This is a genomic window from Kitasatospora sp. NPDC002522 (genome assembly GCF_053595195.1).
Window position 1 is genome coordinate 87818 of the sequence record NZ_JBSFXE010000007.1, and the last position, 22253, is coordinate 110070.

Consider the following 22253-nt stretch of genomic DNA (forward strand, 5'->3'; position numbering starts at 1 on the left):
GACGCCGGCGGCCACCCCTGTTCTGTTCGTTCGGCAGTCTAACCTCCGTCCCTGAACGCCCCCGGACGTTCGCCGAACCGGACGCCCGCGCACCGGAAGGGTGACCCGGCCTCCGGAAGGGTGACCGGCACGGCGGACGCTCGTTGGGCAGCCCATGACGAAGCGCAACCGATTCCTCGCCGGCCTGGCGCTCACCGGCGCGGCCCTCGCCACCGCGATGGGCGCGGCCCCCGCCCAGGCCGCGACCGACACCGCCGCCCTCGACCAGGTAGCCGACATCGGCCAGCCCGGCGGCCTGCTCGGCACCGTCGCCTTCACCGGCACCGGCCTGCTCACCGGCGTCGAGCCGAAGATGCCGGACCCGCACGCGATCGTCGAGGAGGCGAAGCACCAGAAGGCGGAGCAGGACAAGGCCTCCGGCCACTAGTCGCGAAGCGCGAGCGCACCGACAGGGGCGCTGGGGGCACCTCCCGGCCCCCCTTGGGGCTGGGGGCGGAACTGCGCGAGCAACGGATCACGCACAGCCAGGTCGCGCCCACGTGCAGGCCACCGTCAGGCGTCGCGATCTTGCTGGTGGGTGCCTCCCGCTTCGCGCAGTTCCCGCGCCCCTGGTTGTGCGTGTGTGCTCACGCGGGCTCGTCGACCTCGGCGACGCCGGTGATGCGGTGGAGGGCGAAGCTGCGGACCTCGTCGGAGAGGTGGTCGTAGGCGGTGACGAAGCCGCCTTCGACGCGGACGGGGTCGATGACGCGCTGGGAGGCGAGGCCCTCGGCGTTGACGTAGCCGATCCACATGCGTTCGCCGAGCAGGACGGCGGTCTGCAGGGCCGCCAGGGTGTCCGCGGCGGCGCTTCGGGGCAGCGCGGCCGCGGCCGGGCCGGGGACGGTCTCCTTGCGGACGGCGGTCGCGGCCCGGTCGCCGGCCCGGATGGCGCGGACGGCGGCCGCGAGCAGCGTGTCGTCGGGCCGGGCCGGGCCGTCGGGCACCGGCGCGGGGGCGGTGCGCGGCGGGGTGCGGCGGCTGTCGGGGCGGGTGATCATCACGTCGCCGTCGGCGGACTCGGCGGCGGGCGCGTAGCCCATGGTGCGCAGGACCGAGAGCAGGGTCTCCGGTCCGGACTGGGCGGCGAGCACGGTCGGGGCGAGCAGCCGCAGGCGCAGTTCGGCGGCCCGCCGGTCGGCCATCACCTCGCCGAGCAGCTGCGGGTCGTCGCAGCGCAGGTAGGACGAGGCGGCGCCGACCCGCAGCACGCCGTGCCGCCGGGCCACGTCGTCGATCAGGTACGCGAGGGGCTGCGGGACGGGCGTGCGGGAGTGCTGCGCGAGGAAGGCCTGCAGGTCGGCGGCGGTGCGGCCGGCGTCGAGGGCGCGGCGGACCGAGTCGGGGGTGAAGCGGTACACGGTGGCGCCGCCCTTGGACTCGATGTCGGCGCAGAGTGCGAGGGCCTGGGCGAGCGGGGTGAGCAGCGGGCCGGGGGCGATCGCGGTGAGGTCGGGCTGCAGGATGACGTGGTCGAGCGGTTCGGGCAGCAGCGGCGCCAGGACGTCCGCGGGCTCGCGGTGTTCCAGCAGGGCGCGGCCGGCGGCGGCGAGTGCGCCACGGCCGGTGACGCCGAGTAGTTCGGCCTCGTGCAGGGTCCAGTCGGTGAGCTGTTCGCGCAGGTCACGGCCGTCGGGGCCGGTGGGACCGCCGCGCAGCGGGCGGTGCCAGCGCAGCGCGGGCAGCAGGGCGGCGGGGCTCGCGGCGGTGCCGGGCGGGAGTTCGGCGAGCCGGGTGAGGACGGCGCGGCGCACCGACGGGGCGAGGGTGCGGTCGAGTTCGGGTCCGAGGGCGGCGCGCGGCTTGCCCTTGCCGTCGGGGGTGCCGGCCAGCCGGCCGACCCGGGTGGCGGTGAGCCAGCTGCGGGCCAGCAGGGACCAGCGTTCGGCGGTGTCCTGCTGCAGCCACTGGTCGTACGCGGGGGTCGGCGCCCACGCCTCGTCGACCTCGCCGTCGGGAGCCAACAGGCCTGCGGTGTAAGCGAGTTCTAGCCAGAACGCGGCGTCCTGCTCGGGGCATTCGAGGAGCGCCGCGGCGCGCTTGAGGTCGCGGACGCCGAGGCCGCCGGCCCGCAGGGTGGGCGGCGGGGTGAGGCCCCACGACTCCAGCAGCTCCTCGACCGTGCGCACCGCGGTGGCGGCCTGCCCGGCGGCGGTGCGGTCGGCCTGGACGGGGTCGCGCTCGACCACGGGGGCGACCGGCGGCGGGGCGGCGTCGACGGTGCGGTGGGTGCGGCCGCCGCGCAGGTGCAGGGCGAGTTCGCGGGGCAGCACGACCGAGGTCGGGCTGGTCGGGAGCAGCAGGCCGCGGGCGAGCAGCCATTCGACCGGGCTGTGCGCCTCCTCGGCGGTGACCTGGCGTGCGGCGTCCGGCACGGTGCCGCTCGGTGGGCCCCACACCAGGCGCTCCAGCAGGCCGAGGGCGGGCTGCGGGGCCCGGTCCAGCAGTGCGCCGAGCCGCTTGCGGTCGTTCAGCAGGGCGGTCAGCGCCGCCACGGCGGTCACCGGGTCCGGGGTGGGCGGCAGACCGGCCCCGGCGAGCAGCTGCTGGAGCCGGGCGGGGGACATGCCGACGGTGGCCTCGGCGAGGGTCGGGCCGAGACCGGTCCGACCGGGGTTGGCGGCGCTCGGGGCGAGCGCCTCGCGGACGGCCAGGACCAGGCGCAGCGCGGAGTCGGGGCCCCACAGCAGGGCCTGTTCGCGCAGCCGCTCCAGCGCGGCGGGGAAGGCCGCCGTCACCGCGGCCCGGTCGACCGGGTCGGCTCCCGGGTGCGGCTTCACCCGGGCCGGGCCGGTCAGCAGGCTCCGTACCGCGCTGTCCGTCGCGCCCTCCGGCGCGGCCGCCAGCGCCTCCGCGACCTGGAGCGTGAACCGGTCGAGGCGTTCCAGCGCGCGCAGCACCGAGGCCCGGCTGGAGAGCCGGGCGGACAGCTGGGTGAGGTCGTTCGGCACCGGGTTGAGCAGGTCCGGCCGGCGCCGGAGCAGCGCGGCGACGGCCTCGTCCCCCCGGCCGCGGAGTTCCTCGGCCAGCGTGCGGGGGGCGGTGGCGCGGGTGGCGCGCGGCGCGCTCTGCGGTGCGGTCATCCGGTCCAGACTAGTCAACCCGGCGCGATGGAGCCCAGAACGGCGGAAGAACTCCGCGCGAACCACCGTCAGCCACCCGTCCGGGGCCGTCCCGGCGCGCGGTGCGGGGTGGGGCGTGCGGGGGCGCGGGGCTCGCTTGGGGGCGGCGGGGGTGGGTACGGTCAGGGGCGGCGGGGACGGCTGAGGTGAGGCGGGGCGATGGCGGGCGGCTCGTGGTGGCGGGACGGCGGATCCGCGGAGGGCGGCGGGGAGAGCGTGTACCTGCCCCGGCAGGCGGTGGACTCGCCGCCGGCGGTGCCCCCGGTGCCGGGCGTACCGCCGCAGACGCCCGCGGTGGAGCTGAAGAAGCCGGACCCGGAGCCGTCCGGGCCGACGGACGCGGAGGTCCGGCGGGCCGCCGAGTACGCGGAGGGCCGCGGCCGCACCGACGTCACCGAGGCCTACCCGGGCTGGGACGCCGTCTACTTCGACCTGCCGACCGCCCCGCCGGAGCCGGCGGCTGCGCCGGAGCCCGCCGCGGAGCCGCTGACCCCGGCCGTGCCCGAGCCGCCCGCCGCCCCCGAGCCGCGGCCCGGCCTGGGCCGCCGCGCGCTGAAGGCGCTGTTCGGCCGGCCCGCCCCGGCCGCCGACGCCCCGCCCGTCGAGGAGCCCGCGGCGCAGCCCGGGCCGGGCGCGTCCCGGCGTCCCGCGCCGCTGCTGCTGCTCGGTGCGACGGCGCTGCTGGCGGGCGCGGTGACCGGTTCGCTGCTGGCGATGCTGGCCGGATGGGGCGTGTCGTACCTGTCGCGCGGACTGGCCGACATGACCCGGAAGTTCGCCGTGCTGGGCATCCCGCTGGCCACCCTCACCGGCTTCGCGGTGTGGAACTGGGGCCGGGAGCAGGGCCGTTGGGGCACCGCGCTGGCTCCGGGCAGCGACGCGGGCGCAAGCACCTGGGCCGGCGCCCCGGGGGCGCTGCGGGTGGCGGCGGTGATCACGGCGGTGTTCCTGCTGGTGGTGACGCTGCGTCGGCGCAAGTCGGAGTGAGGGTCGACCGGGTGTCGTGACGCTGCGTCGGGCAAGCCGGAGTGAGGCCCGGACGTTGTGACGCCGGGTCAGGCGGCGAGGCGGGTCTCCAGTCCGGCGAGCAGCGCGTGCAGGCCGAGTTCGAGGGTGTCCTCGGGGGCGTCCGCGTAGTCGGCGGGGCTCTCCCGGTCGAGCCGGGCGCGCAGCCGGGGGTAGTCGCGGCCGACGGCGACGGCCTTGGCCATGGTGTCGGCGATGGCCTGCTCGGGGTCCTGGCCGTCGCGGCCGAGCCGTCGGTGCAGGGAGGCGGTCGCGGCGACGGCGAGCGCGTTGCCGAGGACGTAGGTGAAGACGGCGGCGGCGATCACGTCGGCCTGGGCGGGGGTGAAGCCGGCCCGTTCGTACAGGTCGAGCGTGTGGTCGTCGAAACGGGCCTTGCCGGGGCCGTGGAACAGGTACGAGCCGAAGGCCTGCACCAGCCACGGGTGGCGGGCGAGCATCGCGTGCAGGTCGAGGGCGAGGGCGGTCCCGGCGGTGCGCCACTGGGCGGGGTCGCGCTCGGGCAGCGGGATCTCGTGCCAGACCAGGTCGCCGGCCGCCAGCACGAGTTCGTCCTTGTTCTTGACGTGCCAGTAGACGGCGGTGGCGGCGGCGCCCAGCCGTTTGCCGAGGCTGCGCATGTTGAGGCCTTCGAGGCCGTCCTCGTCGAGCAGTTCGACGGCGGTGCGGACGATCTGTTCGCGGGTGAGCGTGTCGCGTGCCATGGCCTCACCCTAGGGCGGCCGGAGGCTCCTGCACAAAGTTCAGGAATCCCGGTCGTCCGGGCCCGCTTCGGCGCCGCCGCGACCGTCGCCGCCCGCGCCGAACTGCGCCGCCAGGGCGTGCGCGGCACCGTGCTGGAGGAGAACGGGATGCGCTTCGACGCGGGTGGCCACGAGACCTGGGCGCCCGTCGCGATCGCCGCCGTGCTGGCCGCCACCGCCGCGCTCGACCTGACCGGGCGGAGCTGGGCCGTGGTCCTGCACCAGGTGGTCCTCGGCCTGGTGCTGGCGATCAACTGCGTGATCCTCTACAGCAACCTGACCGCCGCGCCCTCGGTACGGGCCGCCTTCGCCCGCAAGGGCGACGAGGAACTGGCCCGGATCGACGTGGCCGCGCTGCTGAAGGCCGCCGAGTCCGGCTTCCCGCGCTGGGTGTGGATCCTGCAGAACGCCCGCCACGTGGTGGTCTTCCGCGCGGCGCTGCTCGCCATGGGCACCGCCGCGCCCGCCTGACGCACCGCCACCGAACGGGTCGTCAGGCCACGCCGAGCAGGTGCAGCAGCTCGGCGATCAGGAAGTGCGCGCCGGTGTAGCCGATGCCCTGGAACCACAGCCGGTCGTCGACCGGGAAGGCGTGGTGGGAGCGGACCGCGCCGAGCGACTGCCAGGCGGGGGAGGCCAGCGCGGCGGTCAGGCCGGAACGGTCCGGGTCGCCGTAGCCGGCGTACAGCAGCACGTCGCCGTCGGCCTGGGCGAGCTGGTCGGGCGTCACCTCGACGGCGAACTGGTCGGTGTTCTGCGGGTCGGGGCGGGGCAGGCCGAGGTCGGCGAGGACCGAGCCGGGGAAGTTCTGCCGGGCGTACAGGCGGACGGTGGGGGAGCCCTCGACGAAGCGCACCAGGCTGATCCGGCGGCCCGCCGCCCCGGCGGCGGCCAGTGTGCGGGTCGCCTGATCGACGTGCCGGGCGTAGCCCGCGACCACGGCGGCGGCCTGGTCGCGGCGGTCCAGCGCGGCGGCGTGCAGCTGGAAGTTCTCCTTCCACGGGGCGCCGGTGGTGCGGGTCAGCACGGTCGGGGCGAGGGCCTGCAGCGCAGCCAGGTGGGCGCCGTCGCGCAGTTGGCTGGAGAGGATCAGCTGCGGGCGGGTCGCGCCGATCGCGGCGGCGTCGGGCGGCGCGGCGATGTCGCCGACCACCGCGACCCGGGCCAGCCGGGAGGCCGGCCAGTAGTCGGGCGGCCCGGCGTCGAGCGGGGCCTTCGCCGCGCCCACGGGGGTGATGCCGAGCGTCATCGCGGAGTCCAGCTCGGCGGTGTCCAGCGCGACCACCCGGATCGGTCCGCCGGGCACGACCACCGGGCCGTCCGCACCGGTGACGGTCGCACTCGGCGTCGGCGTCGGCGTGGGCGTCGGCGTGGGGCTGGGCGAGCCGCTGCCGGACCGGTCGGGCAGCGGCAGTTCGACGGGCAGCGGACGCGGGCCGCAGCCGGTCAGCAGGACGGCGCCGAGCCCGGCGAACGCGGCCCGGCGGGAGAGGGGGCGTGACACCTGGGACCTCCGACGTCGCGGGCGGTTTCCGGCAGTATCGCCGTCCCCCCGCGCCCGGCCCGGCTCATCCGGTGGGAAACCCCGCTGACTAGGCTGGCCGTATGGCTCTCACCGTCGGCTTCGACCTGGACATGACCCTGCTCGACACCCGGCCCGGCATCAAGGCCACCTACGAGGTGCTCTCCGCCGAGACCGCGACGTACATCGACGCCGACCTCGCGGTCAGCCGGCTCGGCCCGCCGCTGGTCCACGAGCTCGCGCACTGGTTCCCGGCGGACCGGGTGGAGGTCGTCGCCGACCGCTACCGCGAGCTGTACGCGGAACACGCGGTGTCCGGCAGCCTGGAGCTGCCCGGGGCGCTGGCCGCGGTCGCCGCGGTGCGTGCGGTGGGCGGCCGGGTGCTGGTGATCACCGGCAAGTACGAGCCGAACGCCCGCCGCCACCTGGACGGCATCGGGCTGGAGGTGGACGCCCTGGTCGGCGACCTGTGGGCGGAGACCAAGGGCGACGCGCTGCGCGCGCACGGCGCGCACGTCTACGTCGGCGACCACCTCGGCGACATCCGGGGCGCCCGGGCCGCCGAGGCCGTCGCGGTGGGCGTGGCCACCGGCCCGTACAGCGCCGCGGAGCTGGCCGAGGCGGGCGCCGACGTGGTGCTGCGCGACCTCACCGAGTTCCCCGCCTGGCTCACCGCCCACCTGGGCTGACGGGCCGTCAGGCGGAGGCGGCCGCCGCGCGCCGCTTGCGGGCGTCCGCGCGGGCCGTGGTGAACAGCCCGGTCAGCGAGACCAGCAGCCCGGCCGGCATCAGCATGCACAGCCAGTAGGCCACCGTGGGCAGGCGCGGCAGGTCGAGGAAGAGCGGCACGAAGGTGGCGATCGTGGCGAGCATCCCGACGCCGAAGACGATCCCGCCGACGCGGACCAGGGTGTCACCGGGATCGGTGGACTGACGGCTCACTTGCGACTCCTCCTGCTGCGGCTGCCGCCCCCAGTCTCCCACCGACCGCGGCCCCGCCCCGCCCGCCCCCGCCGATCGGCGGGGGCGGAGCCGTCCGGTTTCCGACTGAACGCTCAAGGTTCCCAGGAAACACTCAGGCATGCTGGGACCGGCGAGTGCGAGAAGTGGGAGCGGGGCGTGGGTCTGACCAGTCACAAGGTGCTGGCGCTGTCCGCGCTGGTCTCGGCGCTGATGGTGGCCGGGACGGTGTGGCTGTGGCCGCGGCTGGCCCGGCGCAGCTGGCAGGCGGTGCTGGGGCGGCTGGGCACCATCGTCGGCACCCAGCTGGCGGTGATCTGCACGCTCGGGCTGCTGGCCAACAACTACTTCGCCTTCTACAGCAGTTGGGACGACCTGCTGGGCACCGGCGACGCCGGGCCGGTGACCGTCCAGAACCAGCTGCGCGGCCGCACCGAGGGCGTGCAGAAGCTGGCGGCGGAGAACGTCCGCGGCACCAACTCGGTCGGGCGGGACCCGGCGCAGGTCGGGAGGCTGGAGAAGGTCCGGCTGTCGGGGGCGACCACCGGCCTGGCCACCGAGGGGTACGTCTACCTCCCGCCGCAGTACTTCCAGCCGGAGTTCCAGCACCGGCGCTTCCCCGCCGCGATCGCCATCACCGGCTTCCCCGGCGACGCCAAGAACCTGATCACCAAGCTGAACTACCCGGCGGTGCAGCTGCAGTTGACCCGGGAGGGCAAGGCCAAGCCGACCGTGCTGGTGCTGATGCGGCCCTCCCCGGCGATGCCCCGGGACACCGAGTGCGAGGACGTCCCGGGCGGCCCGCAGGCCGACTCGTACTTCAGCGCGGACGTGCCCGCCGCGCTGCGCTCCGCCTACCGGATCGCGGACGGGCCGGGCAGTCTCGGCGTGGTCGGCAACTCCACCGGCGGGTACTGCGCGTTGAAACTGGCGATGCGTCACCCGCAGGTGTTCTCCGCGGCGGTGTCGCTGTCCGGGTACTACAGGGCGGCCGAGGACGCCACCACCGGCGACCTGTTCGGCGGCAGCGCGCAGCGCCGGGACGAGGCCGACCTGGGCTGGCGGCTGGCCCACCTGCCCGCGCCGGCCACCGCACTGCTGGTCGGCGGCAGCCGGGAGGGCGACGGCGACTACTTCGCCGACACCGAGCGGTTCACCGCCGCCGCGAAGGGCACCGGCACCAAGGTCTCCTCGATCACGCTCGACACCGGCGGGCACAACTTCACCACCTGGTCGCGGATGCTCCCGGCCTCGCTCGGCTGGCTCGGCGGGCACCTCGCGGACCCGTCCTGACCGGCCCGGCGTCACTGCCCGCAACTCCGCGCGCGCAGGGAGTTTCGACCCTCGCCCGCCCCGGGTATGCAGCCATCGCGCGGGTCGACCAGCGGCTGGTCCACGAACGCCCGCCCGTCGCCGATCGGGGGTGTGAGCCAGTGGAAGGCGCGGAAGGCGCGAGGCCCGGGCCCACCCCGGTCAGGAATCCCCTCGGTGTTCCGGCGGACGCTGAGGGATCATTGCTCTACTGAGCGATACCGGCCGCCCGCACACCGTGGTCGGCCCGCCCACCCATCCGCGACCCGACGGGGTCGCTCGCACCCGATACCGAGGACTTTTCGAGATGCCCACCGGCCAGGTCAAGTGGTTCAACGAGACGAAGGGCTACGGCTTCCTGTCGCGCGACGACGGAGGCGAGGTCTTCGTCCACACCAAGGCGCTGCCCGCGGGCGTCACCACGCTGCGGCCGGGCCAGCGCGTCGAGTTCGGCATCGCCGCCGGCCACCGCGGTGACCAGGCGATGACCGTGACGCTGCTGGACGCGCTGCCGTCGGTCGCCGCCAACCAGCGCAAGAGCGCGGACGACATGGCCCCGATCGTCCAGGACCTGATCACCAAGCTGGACAGCGTGCTGCCCGGCCTGCAGCGCGGCCGCTACCCCGCCCGCGCCGAGGGCCAGAAGATCGCGATGGTGCTGCGCGCCATCGCCGACCAGTTCGACGCCGGGGCCTGAGCCCCCGTCAGCCGAAGGCCAGCGCACCCGGGTCGACCGCGGGGACGAGTCCCTGCCCGGCGGCCCGGGTGAGCAGGCCGCGCACCGCCGCGTAGCCCTCCTCGCCGAGGTCGGCGGTGAACTCGTTGACGTACAACCCGATGTGCTGGTCGGCGACGTCCGGGTCCATCTCCTGCGCGTGCGCCAGCACGTACCCGCGGGAGGCCGCCGGGTCGTCCCAGGCGGCCCGCACCGAGGCGCGGATCGTGTCGGCGAGCGCGCGCAGCCGCTCCGCGCCGAGCGAGCGGCGGGCCACGATCGCGCCCAGCGGGATCGGCAGCCCGGTCGCCGCCTCCCAGGCCTCGCCCATGTCGGCCAGGCAGTGCAGCCCGTAGTTGCGGAACGTGAACCGGGCCTCGTGGATCACCAGTCCGGCGTCCACCCGCCCGTCCCGTACGGCGGGCATGATCTCGTGGAACGGCAGCACCACGATCTCGCCGAAGCCGCCCGGCACCGCCTCGGCCGCCCACAGCCGGAACAGCAGGTACGCGGTGGAGCGCTCGCTGGGCACTGCCACCCGCCGGCCCGCCAGCGCCGCCGCGTCGATCGGCTCCGCGGTGAGCACCAGCGGCCCGCAGCCGCGGCCCAGCGCGCCGCCGCACGGCAGCAGCGCGTACTCGTCCAGCACCCAGGGCAGCTGGCCGTAGGAGATCTTCAGGACGTCCAGCTCGCCGCGCTCGGCCAGGCCGTTGGTGACGTCGATGTCGGCGAACCGCACCTCGGGCGCCTCGGCGCCGGGCACCAGGCCGTGCGCCCAGGCGTGGAAGACGAAGGTGTCGTTCGGGCAGGGCGAGTACGCCACGGACAGCGGCTCGGCCATCTCAGACCTCCTGGAGCAGACGGTTCGGCGGCAGCGCGGTGAAGGCCCGCTCCAGGGCCCCCAGCGCCTCGCCGATCCGCCAGGCCGCGCGGTCGCGCGGCCCGACGGCGTTGGACACGGCGCGCAGCTCACCGACCGGGAGCCCGTGCCGGGCGGCCGCCTCGGCCACCCCGAAACCCTCCATCGCCTCGGCCAGCGCCCGCGGGTGACGCTCCCTCAGCCGCTCGGCGCGCTCCGCCGAACCGGTCACCGTGGAGACCGTCAGCACCTCGCCGACCGCCGCGGCCAGCGCGTTCGCGGCCAGCCGCACCACCCCGGCCGGCACCTCGTGGCGGACGGTGCCGAAGCCCAGCTCGGTGACGTCCGCGAAGCCGTCCGGCGTCTCGGCTCCCAGGTCCGCGGCGACCAGCGCGTCGGCGACCACCAGCGAGCCGATCGGGGCGTGCGGCGCGAAACCGCCCGCGATGCCCGCCGACAGCACCAACCGGTAGCCGCCGTAGCGGCCCAGCGCGGCCGCGGTGCCGGCCGCCGCGGCGGCCGGGCCGACGCCCGCCGCCAGCACGTCCACCGCGGTGCCGTCCGGGTGCACGGCGCGGCGCAGCTCCCCGCCGGGCAGCGGCAGCGGCCGGGCGCCGTCGCGCAGCCCGCGCAGCACCGCCTCCGCCTCGGCGGGCACGGCGACGACGACGAGCAGTCCGGCCGCGCGGCCGGACTGCTCGTCGTGGTGCTCAGCGGTCATCGACCGGCTGGGTCAGCGCTTGTTGTTCAGGTCGAAGAACCAGACCGCGTAGAACTCCTTGGTCTCCGGGTTCTGCGACACCACGGTCACCGAGGTGGTGGCGGTCTGCGACATCAGCGTGGTGGCGGGCTGCGAGCCCGAGTAGGTGACGCCGGTGGCGTTGCTGATGATCGAGGCACGGCCGGAGCCGGAGCCGCCGTCGGTCATCGCGTACCAGCCCTTGTCGGCCAGGTCCTTCGGCACGCCGACGCCGATCCGGTCGCTGGAGCGCACGTCCAGCCGCGGCAGCTTCTTCGCGTCGCTGGCCTTCTGAGCCTTCGTGGCGCAGTCGTTGAGGAAGTCCTCGGTGAGCGGCTTGCCGCCGTCGTAGCAGAACGGCTCGGCGGTGATCGACGAGGTGCCGACGACCATCGTGGCCTCGTTCTTGGCGGGCTTGCCGTTGTCGACGGCCTGGTAGATGCCGAAACCGACGAGACCGGCGCCGACGACGGCGGCGCCTGCGAGTCCGGCGATGACGCGGGTGCTGAGGCTCATGCGCAAGAGGCTACCCGGCTTCCGCGATCACGGGACGCCGGGGTGCCCGAGTCGCCCGCGGGTTACGCCACGCGCGGACGGGTCGCCGCGCCGCGCGGCCGTACCCGCAGCAGCGAGTGGAAGGTCCACAGCAGCATCAGCGCCATCACCGCGGCCGCCACCGACAGGCCCAGCACCGCGTTCAGCGGCAGCGAGATGCCCACCACGCCGCCCACCACCCAGGAGAGTTGCAGGGCCGTCTCGGAGCGGGCGAACGCCGAGGTGCGCACCGCCTCCGGCACGTCCCGCTGGATCAGCGCGTCCAGCGCCAGCTTCCCCAGCGAGGCCGCCATGCCTGAGGTCGCCGCCACCACCGTCACCGTCGCCACCCCGTACCAGAGCGCCGCCGCGCCGACCGCGACCGTCGCCAGCAGCACCATGGTGGTCACCATCACCTCGGAGCCGCGGGTGCGCAGCCACGAACCCAGCACCGAGCCCAGCGCGTTGCCCACCCCGGCGGCCGCCGCGACCACGCCCAGCGCCGCCGTCTCCGGCAGCCCGCCGATCGGGTCCTTGCGGATCAGGAACGCCAGGAACATCACCAGGAACCCGACCAGCCAGCGCAGCGACGCCACCCCGCGCAGCGCCATGATCACCGAGGGTCCGACCGCACGCAGCACGCCGCGCGGCCGCGGCTCGTGCGGCTCGGCGTGCAGCTCGGCCCGCTTCTCGCCCTTGGCGGAGTCCACCTTGTGCGGCAGGTGAAAGGCCATCAGGGCGCCGATCACGAACACCACGAAGGCTCCGCGTAGCGGCCAGCCCGGCCCGATCAGGTGCAGCAGCCCGCCCACCCCGCCCGCCACCAGCGTCGCCACCAGGCCCGCCAGCGTCACCCGCGAGTTCGCCTTCACCAGCGACAGCTGCGGTGGCAGCAGCCGCGGCACCACCACGCTGCGCACCACCCCGTACGCCTTGGACGCCACCAGCACGCCCAGCGCCTCCGGGTACAGCGCCAGCCCGCCGGAGGTCACCGCCCCGGCCATCACCCAGGCCAGCATCGCCCGGGCCAGCATCGACATCGCCATCGCCGTGCGGCGGCCGTGTGGCAGCCGGTCCAGCAGCGGGCCGATCACCGGGGCCAGCACCGCGAACGGCGCCATGGTGATCAGCAGGTACAGCGCGACCCGGCCGCGGGCCTCGCCGGTCGGCACCGAGAAGAAGATGGTGGACGCCAGTGCCACGGTGATCAGCATGTCGCCGAAGGAGTTCAGGGCGTGCAGCTCGATCAGCTTCGCCAGCCCGGACTCGCCCGCGCCCTCCGCGGAGGTCGCCCGCCGGATCCGCCGCCCCGTCCCGTGCACCACCCGCCCGGTGCGCACCCCCGCCGCCGACGCCCCGCGGGCGAGTGCGCCGCGCTGCTTGACGGTCGGCGGTTCCGGTACGTCCTGACTGCCCGTCGGGTGTGACCCACCCGCCTCCGGCGCGCCGGGGACCGTCGGCTGCTGCCGCGACACGGCGTGCGCCTCCGACCGGCTCTCGGCCTGCCCGGGGTGCAGTCCGTGCTGCGGCGGTTTCTCTTCCGCCACATGCCCATCCTGCCTGAGATCGGCGCGCCGTACGAGTGATTGCCGCGGGCTCGGCGCGCCCGGGCCCACCGCCCCGGACTGTGCCCCACCACCGACCGGCGGGTAGCCTGCACTACGCGCATGCCCGGCGCGGCGCTGCGGGGGGTGACCGACCGGGGCGGCGCGGCCCGGCCACGGAGCGGTCCCGGGTCGAGCAGAATAGAAGAGACGTGGCAGCGGCGTCCGAGCGAGCCCGCCAGCGGACCGCCTCGGGAGAGACCGCAGGATGACAGGACTGGGAGAGAACCGACGCCGTGAGTGCTGCGATGCGAAGCCGTACCCCTGACCGGCTCTGTGCCGAGGCCGTCGACCTCGCCCGCCAGGCAGTCGTGGAGAGCGTCGGGGAGGCCGTCGTCGGCCTCCACCTGAACGCGAACGCCGACGCCGACCGCGTCGTCACCCACACCTTCGAGTGCCTCGACCCCGCGTACCGGGGCTGGCGCTGGGCGGTCACGGTGGCCCGCGCGCCGCGCGCCAAGAACATCACCCTCGACGAAGTGGTCATGCTGCCCGGCCCGGACTCCGTCCTGGCCCCGCAGTGGGTGCCGTGGAGCGAGCGGCTGCGCCCGGGCGACCTCGGCCCCGGCGACCTGCTGCCCACCGGCGCCGACGACGCCCGGCTGGAGGTCGGCTGGTCCGGCGACGACGAGCTCGCGCCCAACTCGGCGCTGGCCGAGGCCGCCGAGGAGGACGTCGTGGTCGCCGACCCCGGCATCCAGCCGCCGCCGGCCCGCGCCGAGATCGGCTCGGTCGCCGAGGAACTCGGCCTCGGCCGCCCCCGGGTGCTCTCCCGGCTCGGCCTGCACCAGGCCGCCGAGCGCTGGGAGCACGCGTACGGCCCGCAGACGCCGATGGCGCAGTCCGCCCCGGCGTCCTGCTCCACCTGCGGTTTCCTGGTGCCGATCGGCGGCTCGCTCGGCCAGGCCTTCGGCGTCTGCGGCAACGAGTTCGGCCCCGCCGACGGCCAGGTCGTCTCGCTCGCCTACGGCTGCGGCGCGCACTCCGAGGCCGCGATCCTCCCCGCCCCGCCCGTCCCGGCCGAGCTGATCCTCGACGAGACCGTGGTCGAACCCCTCCACATCCACCCCGACCGGACCTCCGGCTCGGTCGAACCGGACGCCCCGGCGGAGGAGTTGGGCCACTCGTAGGCCCCCCGTCGGGCCGCCCACCGGCTGCGCCCGCCGGGGCCGCCACCCCCTGGCAGAATGCCGACCGTATGCAGGCATTCGCATGGCAACCGCGAAGGGCGGCCCGGCACGTGGAGTCTCGGATCATCGGCAGTGCGGCGTCCCCCCAGGGCGCGGACGTGTTCGACACGGCCCAGCTGCGGCACACCGTGCTGGAGGCCTGGACCGCGGCGCCCGCCCGCTTCCGGGAGGACGCCAACGCCGAGGAGGAGCTCGCCCTCGGCGGCTACCGGGACCGGCTGATCGTCGAACTGGCGCAGAACGCCGCCGACGCCGCCGCCCGCGCCGGCCACGGCCCCGGCCGGTTGCGGCTGACCCTGCAGGGCGGCGTGCTGGCCGCCGCCAACACCGGCGTCCCGCTGGACGCCGCCGCCGTCGAGTCGCTCTCCACCCTGCGCGCCTCCGCCAAGCGCGGCGACGCGGGTCCGGTGGTCGGCCGGTTCGGCGTCGGCTTCTCCGCCGTCCTCGCCGTCACCGACGAGCCCGCGGTGCTCTCCGCCGCCGGCGGAGTCCGCTGGTCGCTCACCGAGGCCCGCGCGCTGGTCGCCGAACGCCCGCAGCTCGCCGAGGAGTTGACCCGTCGCGAGGGCCACGTCCCGCTGCTCCGGCTGCCCTTCCAGGCCGAAGGCGGCGCCCCCGAGGGCTACGACACCGTGGTCGTCCTCCCGCTGCGCGACGCCGCCGCCGAGGACCTCACCCGCCGGCTGCTCGCCGAGATCGACGACGCCCTGCTGCTCACCCTCCCGGGCCTCGCCGAGGTCACCGTGGAGACCCCCGACGGCGTGCGCACCCTCACCCGCACCGACGACCCGGCGCGGCCCGACGCGCTCGCCACCGTCACCGTCACCGACGGCCCGGACAGCACCACCTGGCAGACCGTCAGCGCCAGCGGCCCGCTCGACCCCGCGTTGCTCGCCGACCGCACCACCGAGGAGCGCGGCCGCCCCTGGTGGTCGCTCACCTGGGCCGTCCCGGTCAACCACGCCGGCCACCCGCAGCGCACCCGCACCGCCGCCGTGGTCCACGCGCCCACCCCCAGCGACGAGCCGCTCGGCGTGCCCGCGCTGCTGATCGCCTCCTACCCGCTCGACCCGACCCGCCGCCACGTCGCGCCCGGCCCGCTCACCGACTTCCTCACCGAACGCGCCGCCGACGCCTACGCCGACCTGCTGCGCGCCCGCGGCGCCGACACCCACTCGCTGAGCCTGGTGCCCGCCCGCCTCGGCCAGGGCGCCCTCGACAACGCGCTGCGCGCCGCGATCCTGGACCGCCTGCCCGGCACCCCGTTCCTGCCGCACCCGCGCGGTACCGAGGAGGGCACCCCGGCGCTGCGCCCGCGCGACGCGGTCCTGCTGGAAGGCGCCGACCACTCCGTGGTCGAGGCGCTCGCCCCGATCTTCCCCGGCCTGCTCCCGGCCGGCCTGGAACGCCGTACCGAACTGCGCACCCTCGACGTCCGCCGCGTCCCGCTCGCCGAGGTGGTCGACCAGCTCGGCGGCCTGGAGCGCGACCCCGTCTGGTGGCGCAGCCTCTACGCCGCCCTCGGCGGCGCCGACCCGGAGTCGCTCGGCGCGCTGCCCGTCCCGCTCGCCGACGGCCGCACCGTCACCGGGCCGCGCCGCGTCCTGCTGCCCTCCGACGCCGCCGACTGGGCCGGCTACGAGGGCTACCCCGAGTCGCTCGCCGAAGCCCTCGACCTGCTCGACCTGCGCCTCGCCCACCCCGACGCCGCCCACCCGCTGCTGGCCAAGCTCGGCGCCGGCAGCGCCACCCCCGCCGGCATCCTCGACACGCCGGAGGTCAGGGCCGCCGTCGCCCGCTCGCTCGAAGTCGGCGAGGACGACTTCGACGGCGCCGTCGACCTCGCCGACGCCGTCCTCGCCCTGGTCAGGGCCGCCGCCCCGGCCCCCGGCGAACACCCCTGGCTCTCCCGCCTGGCCCTCCCCGACGACGAGGGAGAACTCGCCCGGGCCGGCGAACTCCTGCTCCCCGACGGCCCGTTGGCCGCGCTCGCCCGCGAGGACGACGCCGCCTTCGTGGACGAGGACCTGCTGGAGCGCTGGGGCCCCGAGGTCCTCGCCGCCGCCGGCGTACTGGCCACCTTCACCCTGGTCCGCGCCGAGGACGTCGTCCTCGACCCCGACGACCTCGACCGCCTCGACCCCACCGTCCCCGCCGACCGCGCCGCCGGCGGCGCCCCCACCGGCCTGATCGACGAGGCCCCCGACGGCCTCGCCGACTGGTGCGAGGACGTCCTCGAAGCCCTGCACGCCGACGACAGCGCCGAGTTGGGCGTCCCCCCGGTCGCCGCCGAGCTGCTCGCCGTCCGCGACCTCGACCTGGTCGACGACGACGCCTGGCCCGAAGCCCTCGCCCTGCTCTCCCGGCCGCCCTACCGCGACGCCGTCATCACCCCCGTCCGCACCCTGCTCCCCGACGGCTCGTACGCCGACCTCCCGCCGTACACCGCCTGGTGGCTGCGCGACCACCCCGTCCTGGACGGCCGCGAGCCCGCCGGCCTGCGCGCCGCCGGGGCCGACCCGCTGCTGCGCGGCCTCTACGACGAGGCCCGCACCACCCTCGACCCGCAGTTCCTGCACGCCCTCGGCGTCCGCACCACGCTGGCCGCCCTGCTCGCCGAACCGCACGGCCCCGACGAGCTGGTCGACCGCCTGGTCGACCCGGCCTCCGAGGTGACCCACCGTCAACTCCACGGCATCTACTCCGCGCTGGCCGCACTCCCCGCCGACCGCGTCGAAGGCCTCGACGTGGTCCGCGCGCTCGCCCCGCTCGACGACGCCACCGGCCGCCGCGACGACCGCACCGTCATCGTCGACGCCACCACCGCGGTCGTCGCCGACGCCCCCGACCTGGTCGAACTCCTCCACGACCACGCCGTCCTCCCGGTTCACCCCGCCCTCGCCGCCGCCCTCGCCGAACGCCTGCACGTCTCCCTCGCCAGCGAGGTGGCCGGCGGCCGCGTCCTCTCCGAGGGCACCCTGCACCGCACCCCCGCGGTGGTCCGCGAGCTCCTCCCCGGCTGCCCCGCCGTCTACGAGGAGCACGACGAACTCCTGGTCGTCGGCCCCGACGGCGAGGACGCCCACGTCGCCTGGCGCTGGGACCCCACCGCCACCGCCCCCGAACGCCCCTACGACCCCGACGACACCGACCCCGCCGACGAGGACGACGAATTCGACGTCCCCCCCGTCCCCGGCCTCCTCCACGCCGCCACCCCCGAAGGCCTCGCCGCCGGCCTCGCCTGGTCCGTCAACCAATGGCACCGCCGCTTCGAGATCCTCACCGCCCTCACCGAACCCGACCGCGCCTACGAACTCCTCGCGGCCCGCGACTACGAATGAGCTTTCAGGGGCCCGGGCTCGCCGTTCCGCCCCCAGCCCCAAGGGGGGCCGGGAGGTACCCCCAGAGCCCCTATTCGCCCTTCCGCACGAAGACCCGCGAGGTGACCTCCAGCAGCAACCCCGCGATCACCGCGATCAGCACCCCCGTCAGGGGATCGCGCCAGCCCACCAGTTGGAGCTGGAAGAAGTCCGACAGCCAGGGGACCACCAGGACCAGGGCGAACGCGCCGCACATCGCGCCGATCAGCAGCAGCCGCCACCACGTGTACGGCCGGGCCACGATCGCCAGGACCCAGATCGCCACGATGAAGAGCGTCAGCGTGGCGACGCTGGTGTCCGCCTCCAGCGTGGTCTCGTCGTCGCCGCGGGCCAGCGCGTACGCGACGAAGGTGGCGGTGCCCGCGATGATCCCGCCGGGCACGGCGAGTCGCAGGACCCGCCGGACGAAGCCCGTCCGGGCGCGTTCGGTGTTGGGGGCGAGGGCCAGGAAGAACGCGGGGATGCCGATGGTCAGGGACGAGAGCACCGTCGAGTGCCGCGGCAGGAACGGGTACGGCACCTGGGTGATGACCACCAGCAGGGCCAGCAGCACCGAGTAGACCGTCTTCACCAGGAACAGCCCGGCCACCCGTTCGATGTTGCCGATCACCCGTCGGCCCTCGGCGACCACCGACGGCAGGGTGGCGAAGCGGTCGTCGAGCAGGACGATCTGCGCGACGGCGCGGGTCGCGTCGGAGCCGGTGCCCATCGCGACGCCGATGTCGGCGTCCTTCAGGGCCAGCACGTCGTTGACACCGTCGCCGGTCATCGCGACGGTGTGGCCGCGGGACTGCAGGGCGCCGACCAGCGAGCGCTTCTGCTGGGGGGTGACCCGGCCGAAGACGGCGGTGCGGTCGGCGACGTCGGCGAGTTCCTTCGGGTCGGCCGGCAGGGTGCGGGCGTCGATCGCGGTCTCGGCGCCCGGCAGGCCGAGGTGCGAGGCGACCGCGCCGACCGAGACGGCGGCGTCGCCGGAGATCACCTTGGCGTGGACGTCCTGCGAGCGGAAGTAGCGCAGCGTGTCGGCGGCGTCCTCGCGCAGCCGCTGCTGGAGGACGATCAGGGCGAGCGGCCGCAGTTCGGCGGCCGGGTCGGGGTCGTCCATGGCGAGCGGGCTGCGGCCGAGCAGCAGCACGCGCAGGCCCTTGGCGCCGAGTTCGTCGACCTCGCCGAGTGCGGGGTGGCCGGCGGGCAGCAGCACGTCTGGGGCGCCGAGCAGCCAGCTGCCCTCGCCGCCGCCGGGCTCCAGCAGCCGGACGCCGCTCCACTTGCGGGCGGACGAGAACGGGATCGCCTCCAGTACCCGCCAGCGGCCCTCGGACGGCGGGCCGTACGCGTCGATGACGGCCTGCATGCTGGGGTTCGGCCGGGCGTCGGCGGCGCCGATCGCGCCGAGCGCCTCGGCGATCACGGCCTTCTCGGCGAGCGGGCGTTCGGCGGGCGGCAGCTGCTCGGGGTCGGCGATCGGCCGCAGGTCGATCAGGTCCATCCCGCCCTCGGTGAGGGTGCCGGTCTTGTCCAGGCAGACGGTGTCGACCCGGGCCAGGCCCTCGATCGCGGGCAGCTCCTGGACCAGGCACTGCTTGCGGCCCAGCCGGATCACGCCGATCGCGAAGGCCACCGAGGTGAGCAGCACCAGGCCCTCGGGGACCATCGGCACGATGCCGGCCACCATCCGGCGGACGGCTTCCTTCCAGTCGTTGCGCTGCACCGCGAGCTGACTGATGATCAGGCCGATCGCGGTGGGGATCAGCAGGTAGGTGATGAACCGCAGGATCTGGTCGATGCCGCTGCGCAGCTCGGACTTGACCAGGGTGAACTTGCTGGCCTCCTCGGCCAGCTTGGCGGCGTACGCCTCGCGGCCGACCTTGGTGGCGGTGAACGCGCCGGCCCCGGCGACCACGAAGGAGCCGGACATCACCTGGTCGCCCGGGTGCTTGAGCACCGGGTCGGGCTCGCCGGTCAGCAGCGACTCGTCGATCTCCAGGCCGTCCGCCTCGGTGACCTCGCCGTCCACCACCACCTTGTCGCCGATGCCGAGCAGCACGGTGTCGTCCAGCACGATCTCGGAGGTGGGGACCTGCTGCGCGGCGCCGTCGCGGCGGACCTGCGGGCGGGCCTCGCCGATCAGCGCGAGGCTGTCCAGGGTCTTCTTGGCGCGCAGCTCCTGGACGATGCCGATCGCCGTGTTGGCGACGATGACCAGGCCGAACAGGCCGTCCTGGATCGGGCCGACCACCAGGATGATGCCGAACATCACGCCGATGATGGCGTTGAACCGGGTGAAGACGTTCGCCCGGACGATCTCCCGCACCGAGCGGCTGGAGCGCACCGGAACGTCGTTGACCTGTCCGCGGGCGACCCGCGCGGCGACCTCGGCGGCGCTCAGTCCGGTGCCGTGCACCCCGCCCGCACCGGAGGGGTGGGCGCCTGGCGGGCTGGGGGCCGTGCCTTCCGGTGACTGCGTCATGGCACCGACTCTAGGTGCGTGAAATGTCCGGTGCGCCCCACTCGGGGGCGATTCGGGCCGGACGGGTGGCGGTCCGGATCAGCCCTGTTCGGCGGCGGCCCCGGCCGCGGCCTCGGCGGCGCGGGCCCGGCGGATCGCGTCCCGGCGGGCGACGCAGTACTTGAGGCCGATCAGTCCGAGCAGGCCGCCGGAGAGGCAGATCCACGGCCAGGTGCCGTGCCCGTGGTCGGACAGCCAGCCCTGGAACGGCAGCAGCGCCACGAAGCCGACGAACCACAGCACCGTGCCGGTGCCGACGATGGCGACGTCGTTCGCCTCGAGCGGCGGGGGAGCGGGGCGCAGCGCGGTCTTGGGCATGCGCCCTAGCGTACGGGGCGGGGCGGGCGGCCCGGCAGAGGCTTCGGCGGTTGCCCGGGCCGCGTGGGGCATGAGCGGGGCGGGCTCGCCGTAAGGGGCTTGCTCTACGCGCGAAGATGGCGCGTGCACGATCGGGATCGCCATACTGAAACTCCCCCACTCCCTCTGTGCTCACCCCGATCGAGGCCCCCGAATGTCTCCGCAGGCCCAGTCGACCGCCGCGTCGCCCGAGCCCTCCCAGACCTCGCCGCAGCCCCCGTCCGGCGCGCTGGATCGTTTCTTCAGGATCTCCGAGCGCAGCTCCACGCTGCCCCGGGAGATCCGTGGCGGTGTCGCCACGTTCTTCACCATGGCCTACATCCTGGTGCTGAATCCGATCATCCTCGCGTCCGCGACCGACATGCACGGCACACACCTGAGCAGCGCCCAGCTGGTCACGGCCACCGCGCTCACCGCCGGTCTGACCACGCTGCTGATGGGCGTCATCGGCAACGTCCCGATCGGCCTCGCGGCCGGTCTCGGCGTCAACACCATCGTGGCGCTGCAGCTCGCACCCAAGATGACCTGGCCCGACGCCATGGGCATGGTCGTGCTGGCCGGCTTCGCGATCATGCTGCTGGTCGCCACCGGGCTGCGCGAGCGCGTCATGAACGCGGTGCCGCTCGGCCTGCGCAAGGCCATCGCGATCGGCATCGGCCTGTTCATCGCGCTGGTCGGCCTGGTCGACTCAGGGTTCGTCACCCGCGTCCCGGACGCCGCCCACACCACCGTGCCGCTCCAGCTCGGCACCGGCGGGCACCTGCACGGCTGGCCGGTCCTGGTCTTCATCCTCGGCCTGCTGCTCACGATGGCCCTGGTGATCCGCAAGGTGCCCGGCGCGATCCTGATCTCGATCGCCGTGATGACCGGCATCGCCGTCCTGATCCAGCAGCTCGCCGGCCTCTCCGGCGAGGCCTGGGGCCTCACCGTCCCGGCCTGGCCCGGCAACCCGGTCGCCGCCCCCGACTTCGGGCTGGTCGGTCAGGTCAGCCTGTTCGGCGGGTTCGGCAAGGTCGGGATGCTGACCGGCATCCTGTTCGTCTTCACCGTGCTGATGAGCTGCTTCTTCGACGCGATGGGCACCATCCTCGGCGTCGCCGACGAGGCCCACCTGCTCGACGAGAAGGGCGACCTGCCCGGCATCAACCGGATCCTGATGGTCGACGGCATCGCCACCGCGGCGGGCGGCGCGACCTCCTCGTCCGCCAACACCTGCTTCGTCGAGTCGACCGCGGGCGTCGGCGAGGGTGCCCGCACCGGCTTCGCCTCGATCGTCACCGGCGCGCTGTTCCTGGTCGCCCTCTTCCTCACCCCGCTGGCGACCATGGTCCCCGCCCAGGCCGCCACCCCCGCCCTGGTCACCGTCGGTTTCCTGATCCTGGCGAACTCCATCAAGGAGATCGACTGGGCCGACTACACCATCGCGATGCCGGCCTTCCTCACCATCGTGATGATGCCGTTCACCTACTCCATCACCAACGGCATCGGCTTCGGCTTCATCTCCTTCTGCCTCCTGCGCATCGTCGCCGGCCGCGCCCGCACCGTCCCGATCGCGCTCTACGCGGTCGCCGCGGTCTTCGCCTTCTACTACCTGATGCCGGCCCTCGGCCTGCTCTGACCCGAGCCGTACGGCCACGACGGCG

19 protein-coding genes are annotated in these 22253 nt (G+C 75.1%); 9 read left to right on the top strand and 10 right to left on the bottom strand.

Annotation, left to right across the window (positions count from 1 at the left end):
- Window positions 1-154 precede the first annotated feature (154 nt).
- Entirely contained in the window at window positions 155-427 is a 273-nt protein-coding gene (locus tag ACWD4U_RS07965; RefSeq protein WP_363458039.1) for a hypothetical protein, read from the top strand.
- 199 nt (window positions 428-626) lie between these two features.
- Here the strand turns inward: ACWD4U_RS07965 and ACWD4U_RS07970 are convergent, their stop codons facing one another.
- Window positions 627-3122, bottom strand: a complete 2496-nt coding sequence (locus ACWD4U_RS07970; RefSeq protein ID WP_363458042.1) for a helicase C-terminal domain-containing protein — start codon at window positions 3120-3122, stop codon at window positions 627-629.
- A 198-nt stretch (window positions 3123-3320) separates the two neighbouring features.
- Here ACWD4U_RS07970 and ACWD4U_RS07975 point away from each other — a divergent pair, with 198 nt between their 5' ends.
- On the top strand, window positions 3321-4148 hold the full coding sequence (locus tag ACWD4U_RS07975; protein WP_363458045.1) for a hypothetical protein: 828 nt from the start codon (window positions 3321-3323) through the stop codon (window positions 4146-4148).
- Between the two features lie 68 nt (window positions 4149-4216).
- Here the strand turns inward: ACWD4U_RS07975 and ACWD4U_RS07980 are convergent, their stop codons facing one another.
- Complete coding sequence (locus tag ACWD4U_RS07980; protein ID WP_363458048.1) at window positions 4217-4891, bottom strand: TetR/AcrR family transcriptional regulator C-terminal domain-containing protein; 675 nt, start codon at window positions 4889-4891, stop codon at window positions 4217-4219.
- A 147-nt stretch (window positions 4892-5038) separates the two neighbouring features.
- On the opposite strand from ACWD4U_RS07980, the gene ACWD4U_RS07985 reads away from it, so the two are divergent.
- Entirely contained in the window at window positions 5039-5401 is a 363-nt protein-coding gene (locus tag ACWD4U_RS07985) for a hypothetical protein (protein ID WP_363458051.1), read from the top strand.
- Window positions 5402-5423: 22 nt separating this feature from the next.
- Here ACWD4U_RS07985 and ACWD4U_RS07990 read toward each other — a convergent pair whose 3' ends face one another.
- Window positions 5424-6434, bottom strand: coding sequence for an ABC transporter substrate-binding protein (locus tag ACWD4U_RS07990; protein WP_363458054.1), 1011 nt, complete (start codon window positions 6432-6434; stop codon window positions 5424-5426).
- Window positions 6435-6535: 101 nt separating this feature from the next.
- Here ACWD4U_RS07990 and ACWD4U_RS07995 point away from each other — a divergent pair, with 101 nt between their 5' ends.
- Complete coding sequence (locus ACWD4U_RS07995; RefSeq protein WP_363458056.1) at window positions 6536-7141, top strand: HAD family hydrolase; 606 nt, start codon at window positions 6536-6538, stop codon at window positions 7139-7141.
- A 7-nt stretch (window positions 7142-7148) separates the two neighbouring features.
- Here ACWD4U_RS07995 and ACWD4U_RS08000 read toward each other — a convergent pair whose 3' ends face one another.
- Window positions 7149-7394, bottom strand: coding sequence for a hypothetical protein (locus ACWD4U_RS08000; RefSeq protein ID WP_363458058.1), 246 nt, complete (start codon window positions 7392-7394; stop codon window positions 7149-7151).
- 177 nt (window positions 7395-7571) lie between these two features.
- On the opposite strand from ACWD4U_RS08000, the gene ACWD4U_RS08005 reads away from it, so the two are divergent.
- The gene (locus ACWD4U_RS08005) at window positions 7572-8705 is read left to right on the top strand and encodes an alpha/beta hydrolase (RefSeq protein WP_363458061.1); all 1134 of its coding nucleotides are present in this window, start codon (window positions 7572-7574) and stop codon (window positions 8703-8705) included.
- A 325-nt stretch (window positions 8706-9030) separates the two neighbouring features.
- Window positions 9031-9420 (top strand): cold-shock protein, encoded by a 390-nt coding sequence (locus tag ACWD4U_RS08010; protein WP_363458064.1) that lies wholly within the window; start codon window positions 9031-9033, stop codon window positions 9418-9420.
- A gap of 7 nt (window positions 9421-9427) precedes the next feature.
- On the opposite strand, the gene ACWD4U_RS08015 is transcribed toward ACWD4U_RS08010, so the two are convergent.
- The 4 genes from ACWD4U_RS08015 to ACWD4U_RS08030 form a co-directional block, all read right to left on the bottom strand.
- Window positions 9428-10279: a 1,4-dihydroxy-6-naphthoate synthase gene (locus ACWD4U_RS08015; protein ID WP_363458067.1), complete on the bottom strand. Its 852-nt coding sequence runs from the start codon at window positions 10277-10279 to the stop codon at window positions 9428-9430.
- A 1-nt stretch (window position 10280) separates the two neighbouring features.
- Window positions 10281-11018: a futalosine hydrolase gene (locus ACWD4U_RS08020; protein WP_363458070.1), complete on the bottom strand. Its 738-nt coding sequence runs from the start codon at window positions 11016-11018 to the stop codon at window positions 10281-10283.
- 12 nt (window positions 11019-11030) lie between these two features.
- Complete coding sequence (locus ACWD4U_RS08025; RefSeq protein ID WP_363458073.1) at window positions 11031-11552, bottom strand: hypothetical protein; 522 nt, start codon at window positions 11550-11552, stop codon at window positions 11031-11033.
- Window positions 11553-11614: 62 nt separating this feature from the next.
- The gene (locus ACWD4U_RS08030; RefSeq protein ID WP_363458122.1) at window positions 11615-12910 is read right to left on the bottom strand and encodes an MFS transporter; all 1296 of its coding nucleotides are present in this window, start codon (window positions 12908-12910) and stop codon (window positions 11615-11617) included.
- Window positions 12911-13422: 512 nt separating this feature from the next.
- Between ACWD4U_RS08030 and ACWD4U_RS08035 the strand changes: the two genes are divergently transcribed.
- The gene (locus ACWD4U_RS08035; protein ID WP_363458075.1) at window positions 13423-14304 is read left to right on the top strand and encodes a DUF3027 domain-containing protein; all 882 of its coding nucleotides are present in this window, start codon (window positions 13423-13425) and stop codon (window positions 14302-14304) included.
- A 110-nt stretch (window positions 14305-14414) separates the two neighbouring features.
- Window positions 14415-17705 carry a sacsin N-terminal ATP-binding-like domain-containing protein gene (locus ACWD4U_RS08040; protein ID WP_449787138.1) on the top strand — a complete coding sequence of 1097 codons (3291 nt, stop codon included), beginning with the start codon at window positions 14415-14417 and terminating at the stop codon, window positions 17703-17705.
- Between the two features lie 70 nt (window positions 17706-17775).
- Here the strand turns inward: ACWD4U_RS08040 and ACWD4U_RS08045 are convergent, their stop codons facing one another.
- Both ACWD4U_RS08045 and ACWD4U_RS08050 read right to left on the bottom strand, forming a co-directional pair.
- Entirely contained in the window at window positions 17776-20214 is a 2439-nt protein-coding gene (locus ACWD4U_RS08045) for an HAD-IC family P-type ATPase (RefSeq protein WP_363458080.1), read from the bottom strand.
- 78 nt (window positions 20215-20292) lie between these two features.
- A complete protein-coding gene (locus ACWD4U_RS08050; RefSeq protein WP_363458083.1) occupies window positions 20293-20571 on the bottom strand; it encodes a DUF2530 domain-containing protein in 279 nt (92 codons plus the stop codon).
- Window positions 20572-20764: 193 nt separating this feature from the next.
- On the opposite strand from ACWD4U_RS08050, the gene ACWD4U_RS08055 reads away from it, so the two are divergent.
- Window positions 20765-22228 (top strand): NCS2 family permease, encoded by a 1464-nt coding sequence (locus ACWD4U_RS08055; protein WP_363458086.1) that lies wholly within the window; start codon window positions 20765-20767, stop codon window positions 22226-22228.
- Window positions 22229-22253 lie beyond the last annotated feature (25 nt).

What these genes read in the sequence shown, in the direction of transcription:
- ACWD4U_RS07985 (WP_363458051.1), top strand. Translation starts at nt 5,039, where the DNA reads ATGCGCTTCGACGCGGGTGGCCACGAGACCTGGGCGCCCGTCGCGATC.
- ACWD4U_RS07970 (WP_363458042.1), bottom strand. Translation starts at nt 3,122, where the DNA reads ATGACCGCACCGCAGAGCGCGCCGCGCGCCACCCGCGCCACCGCCCCC.
- ACWD4U_RS08020 (WP_363458070.1), bottom strand. Translation starts at nt 11,018, where the DNA reads ATGACCGCTGAGCACCACGACGAGCAGTCCGGCCGCGCGGCCGGACTG.
- ACWD4U_RS07975 (WP_363458045.1), top strand. Translation starts at nt 3,321, where the DNA reads ATGGCGGGCGGCTCGTGGTGGCGGGACGGCGGATCCGCGGAGGGCGGC.
- ACWD4U_RS08035 (WP_363458075.1), top strand. Translation starts at nt 13,423, where the DNA reads ATGCGAAGCCGTACCCCTGACCGGCTCTGTGCCGAGGCCGTCGACCTC.
- ACWD4U_RS08055 (WP_363458086.1), top strand. Translation starts at nt 20,765, where the DNA reads ATGTCTCCGCAGGCCCAGTCGACCGCCGCGTCGCCCGAGCCCTCCCAG.
- ACWD4U_RS07980 (WP_363458048.1), bottom strand. Translation starts at nt 4,891, where the DNA reads ATGGCACGCGACACGCTCACCCGCGAACAGATCGTCCGCACCGCCGTC.
- ACWD4U_RS08010 (WP_363458064.1), top strand. Translation starts at nt 9,031, where the DNA reads ATGCCCACCGGCCAGGTCAAGTGGTTCAACGAGACGAAGGGCTACGGC.
- ACWD4U_RS08015 (WP_363458067.1), bottom strand. Translation starts at nt 10,279, where the DNA reads ATGGCCGAGCCGCTGTCCGTGGCGTACTCGCCCTGCCCGAACGACACC.
- ACWD4U_RS08050 (WP_363458083.1), bottom strand. Translation starts at nt 20,571, where the DNA reads ATGCCCAAGACCGCGCTGCGCCCCGCTCCCCCGCCGCTCGAGGCGAAC.
- ACWD4U_RS07965 (WP_363458039.1), top strand. Translation starts at nt 155, where the DNA reads ATGACGAAGCGCAACCGATTCCTCGCCGGCCTGGCGCTCACCGGCGCG.
- ACWD4U_RS07995 (WP_363458056.1), top strand. Translation starts at nt 6,536, where the DNA reads ATGGCTCTCACCGTCGGCTTCGACCTGGACATGACCCTGCTCGACACC.
- ACWD4U_RS08045 (WP_363458080.1), bottom strand. Translation starts at nt 20,214, where the DNA reads ATGACGCAGTCACCGGAAGGCACGGCCCCCAGCCCGCCAGGCGCCCAC.
- ACWD4U_RS08025 (WP_363458073.1), bottom strand. Translation starts at nt 11,552, where the DNA reads ATGAGCCTCAGCACCCGCGTCATCGCCGGACTCGCAGGCGCCGCCGTC.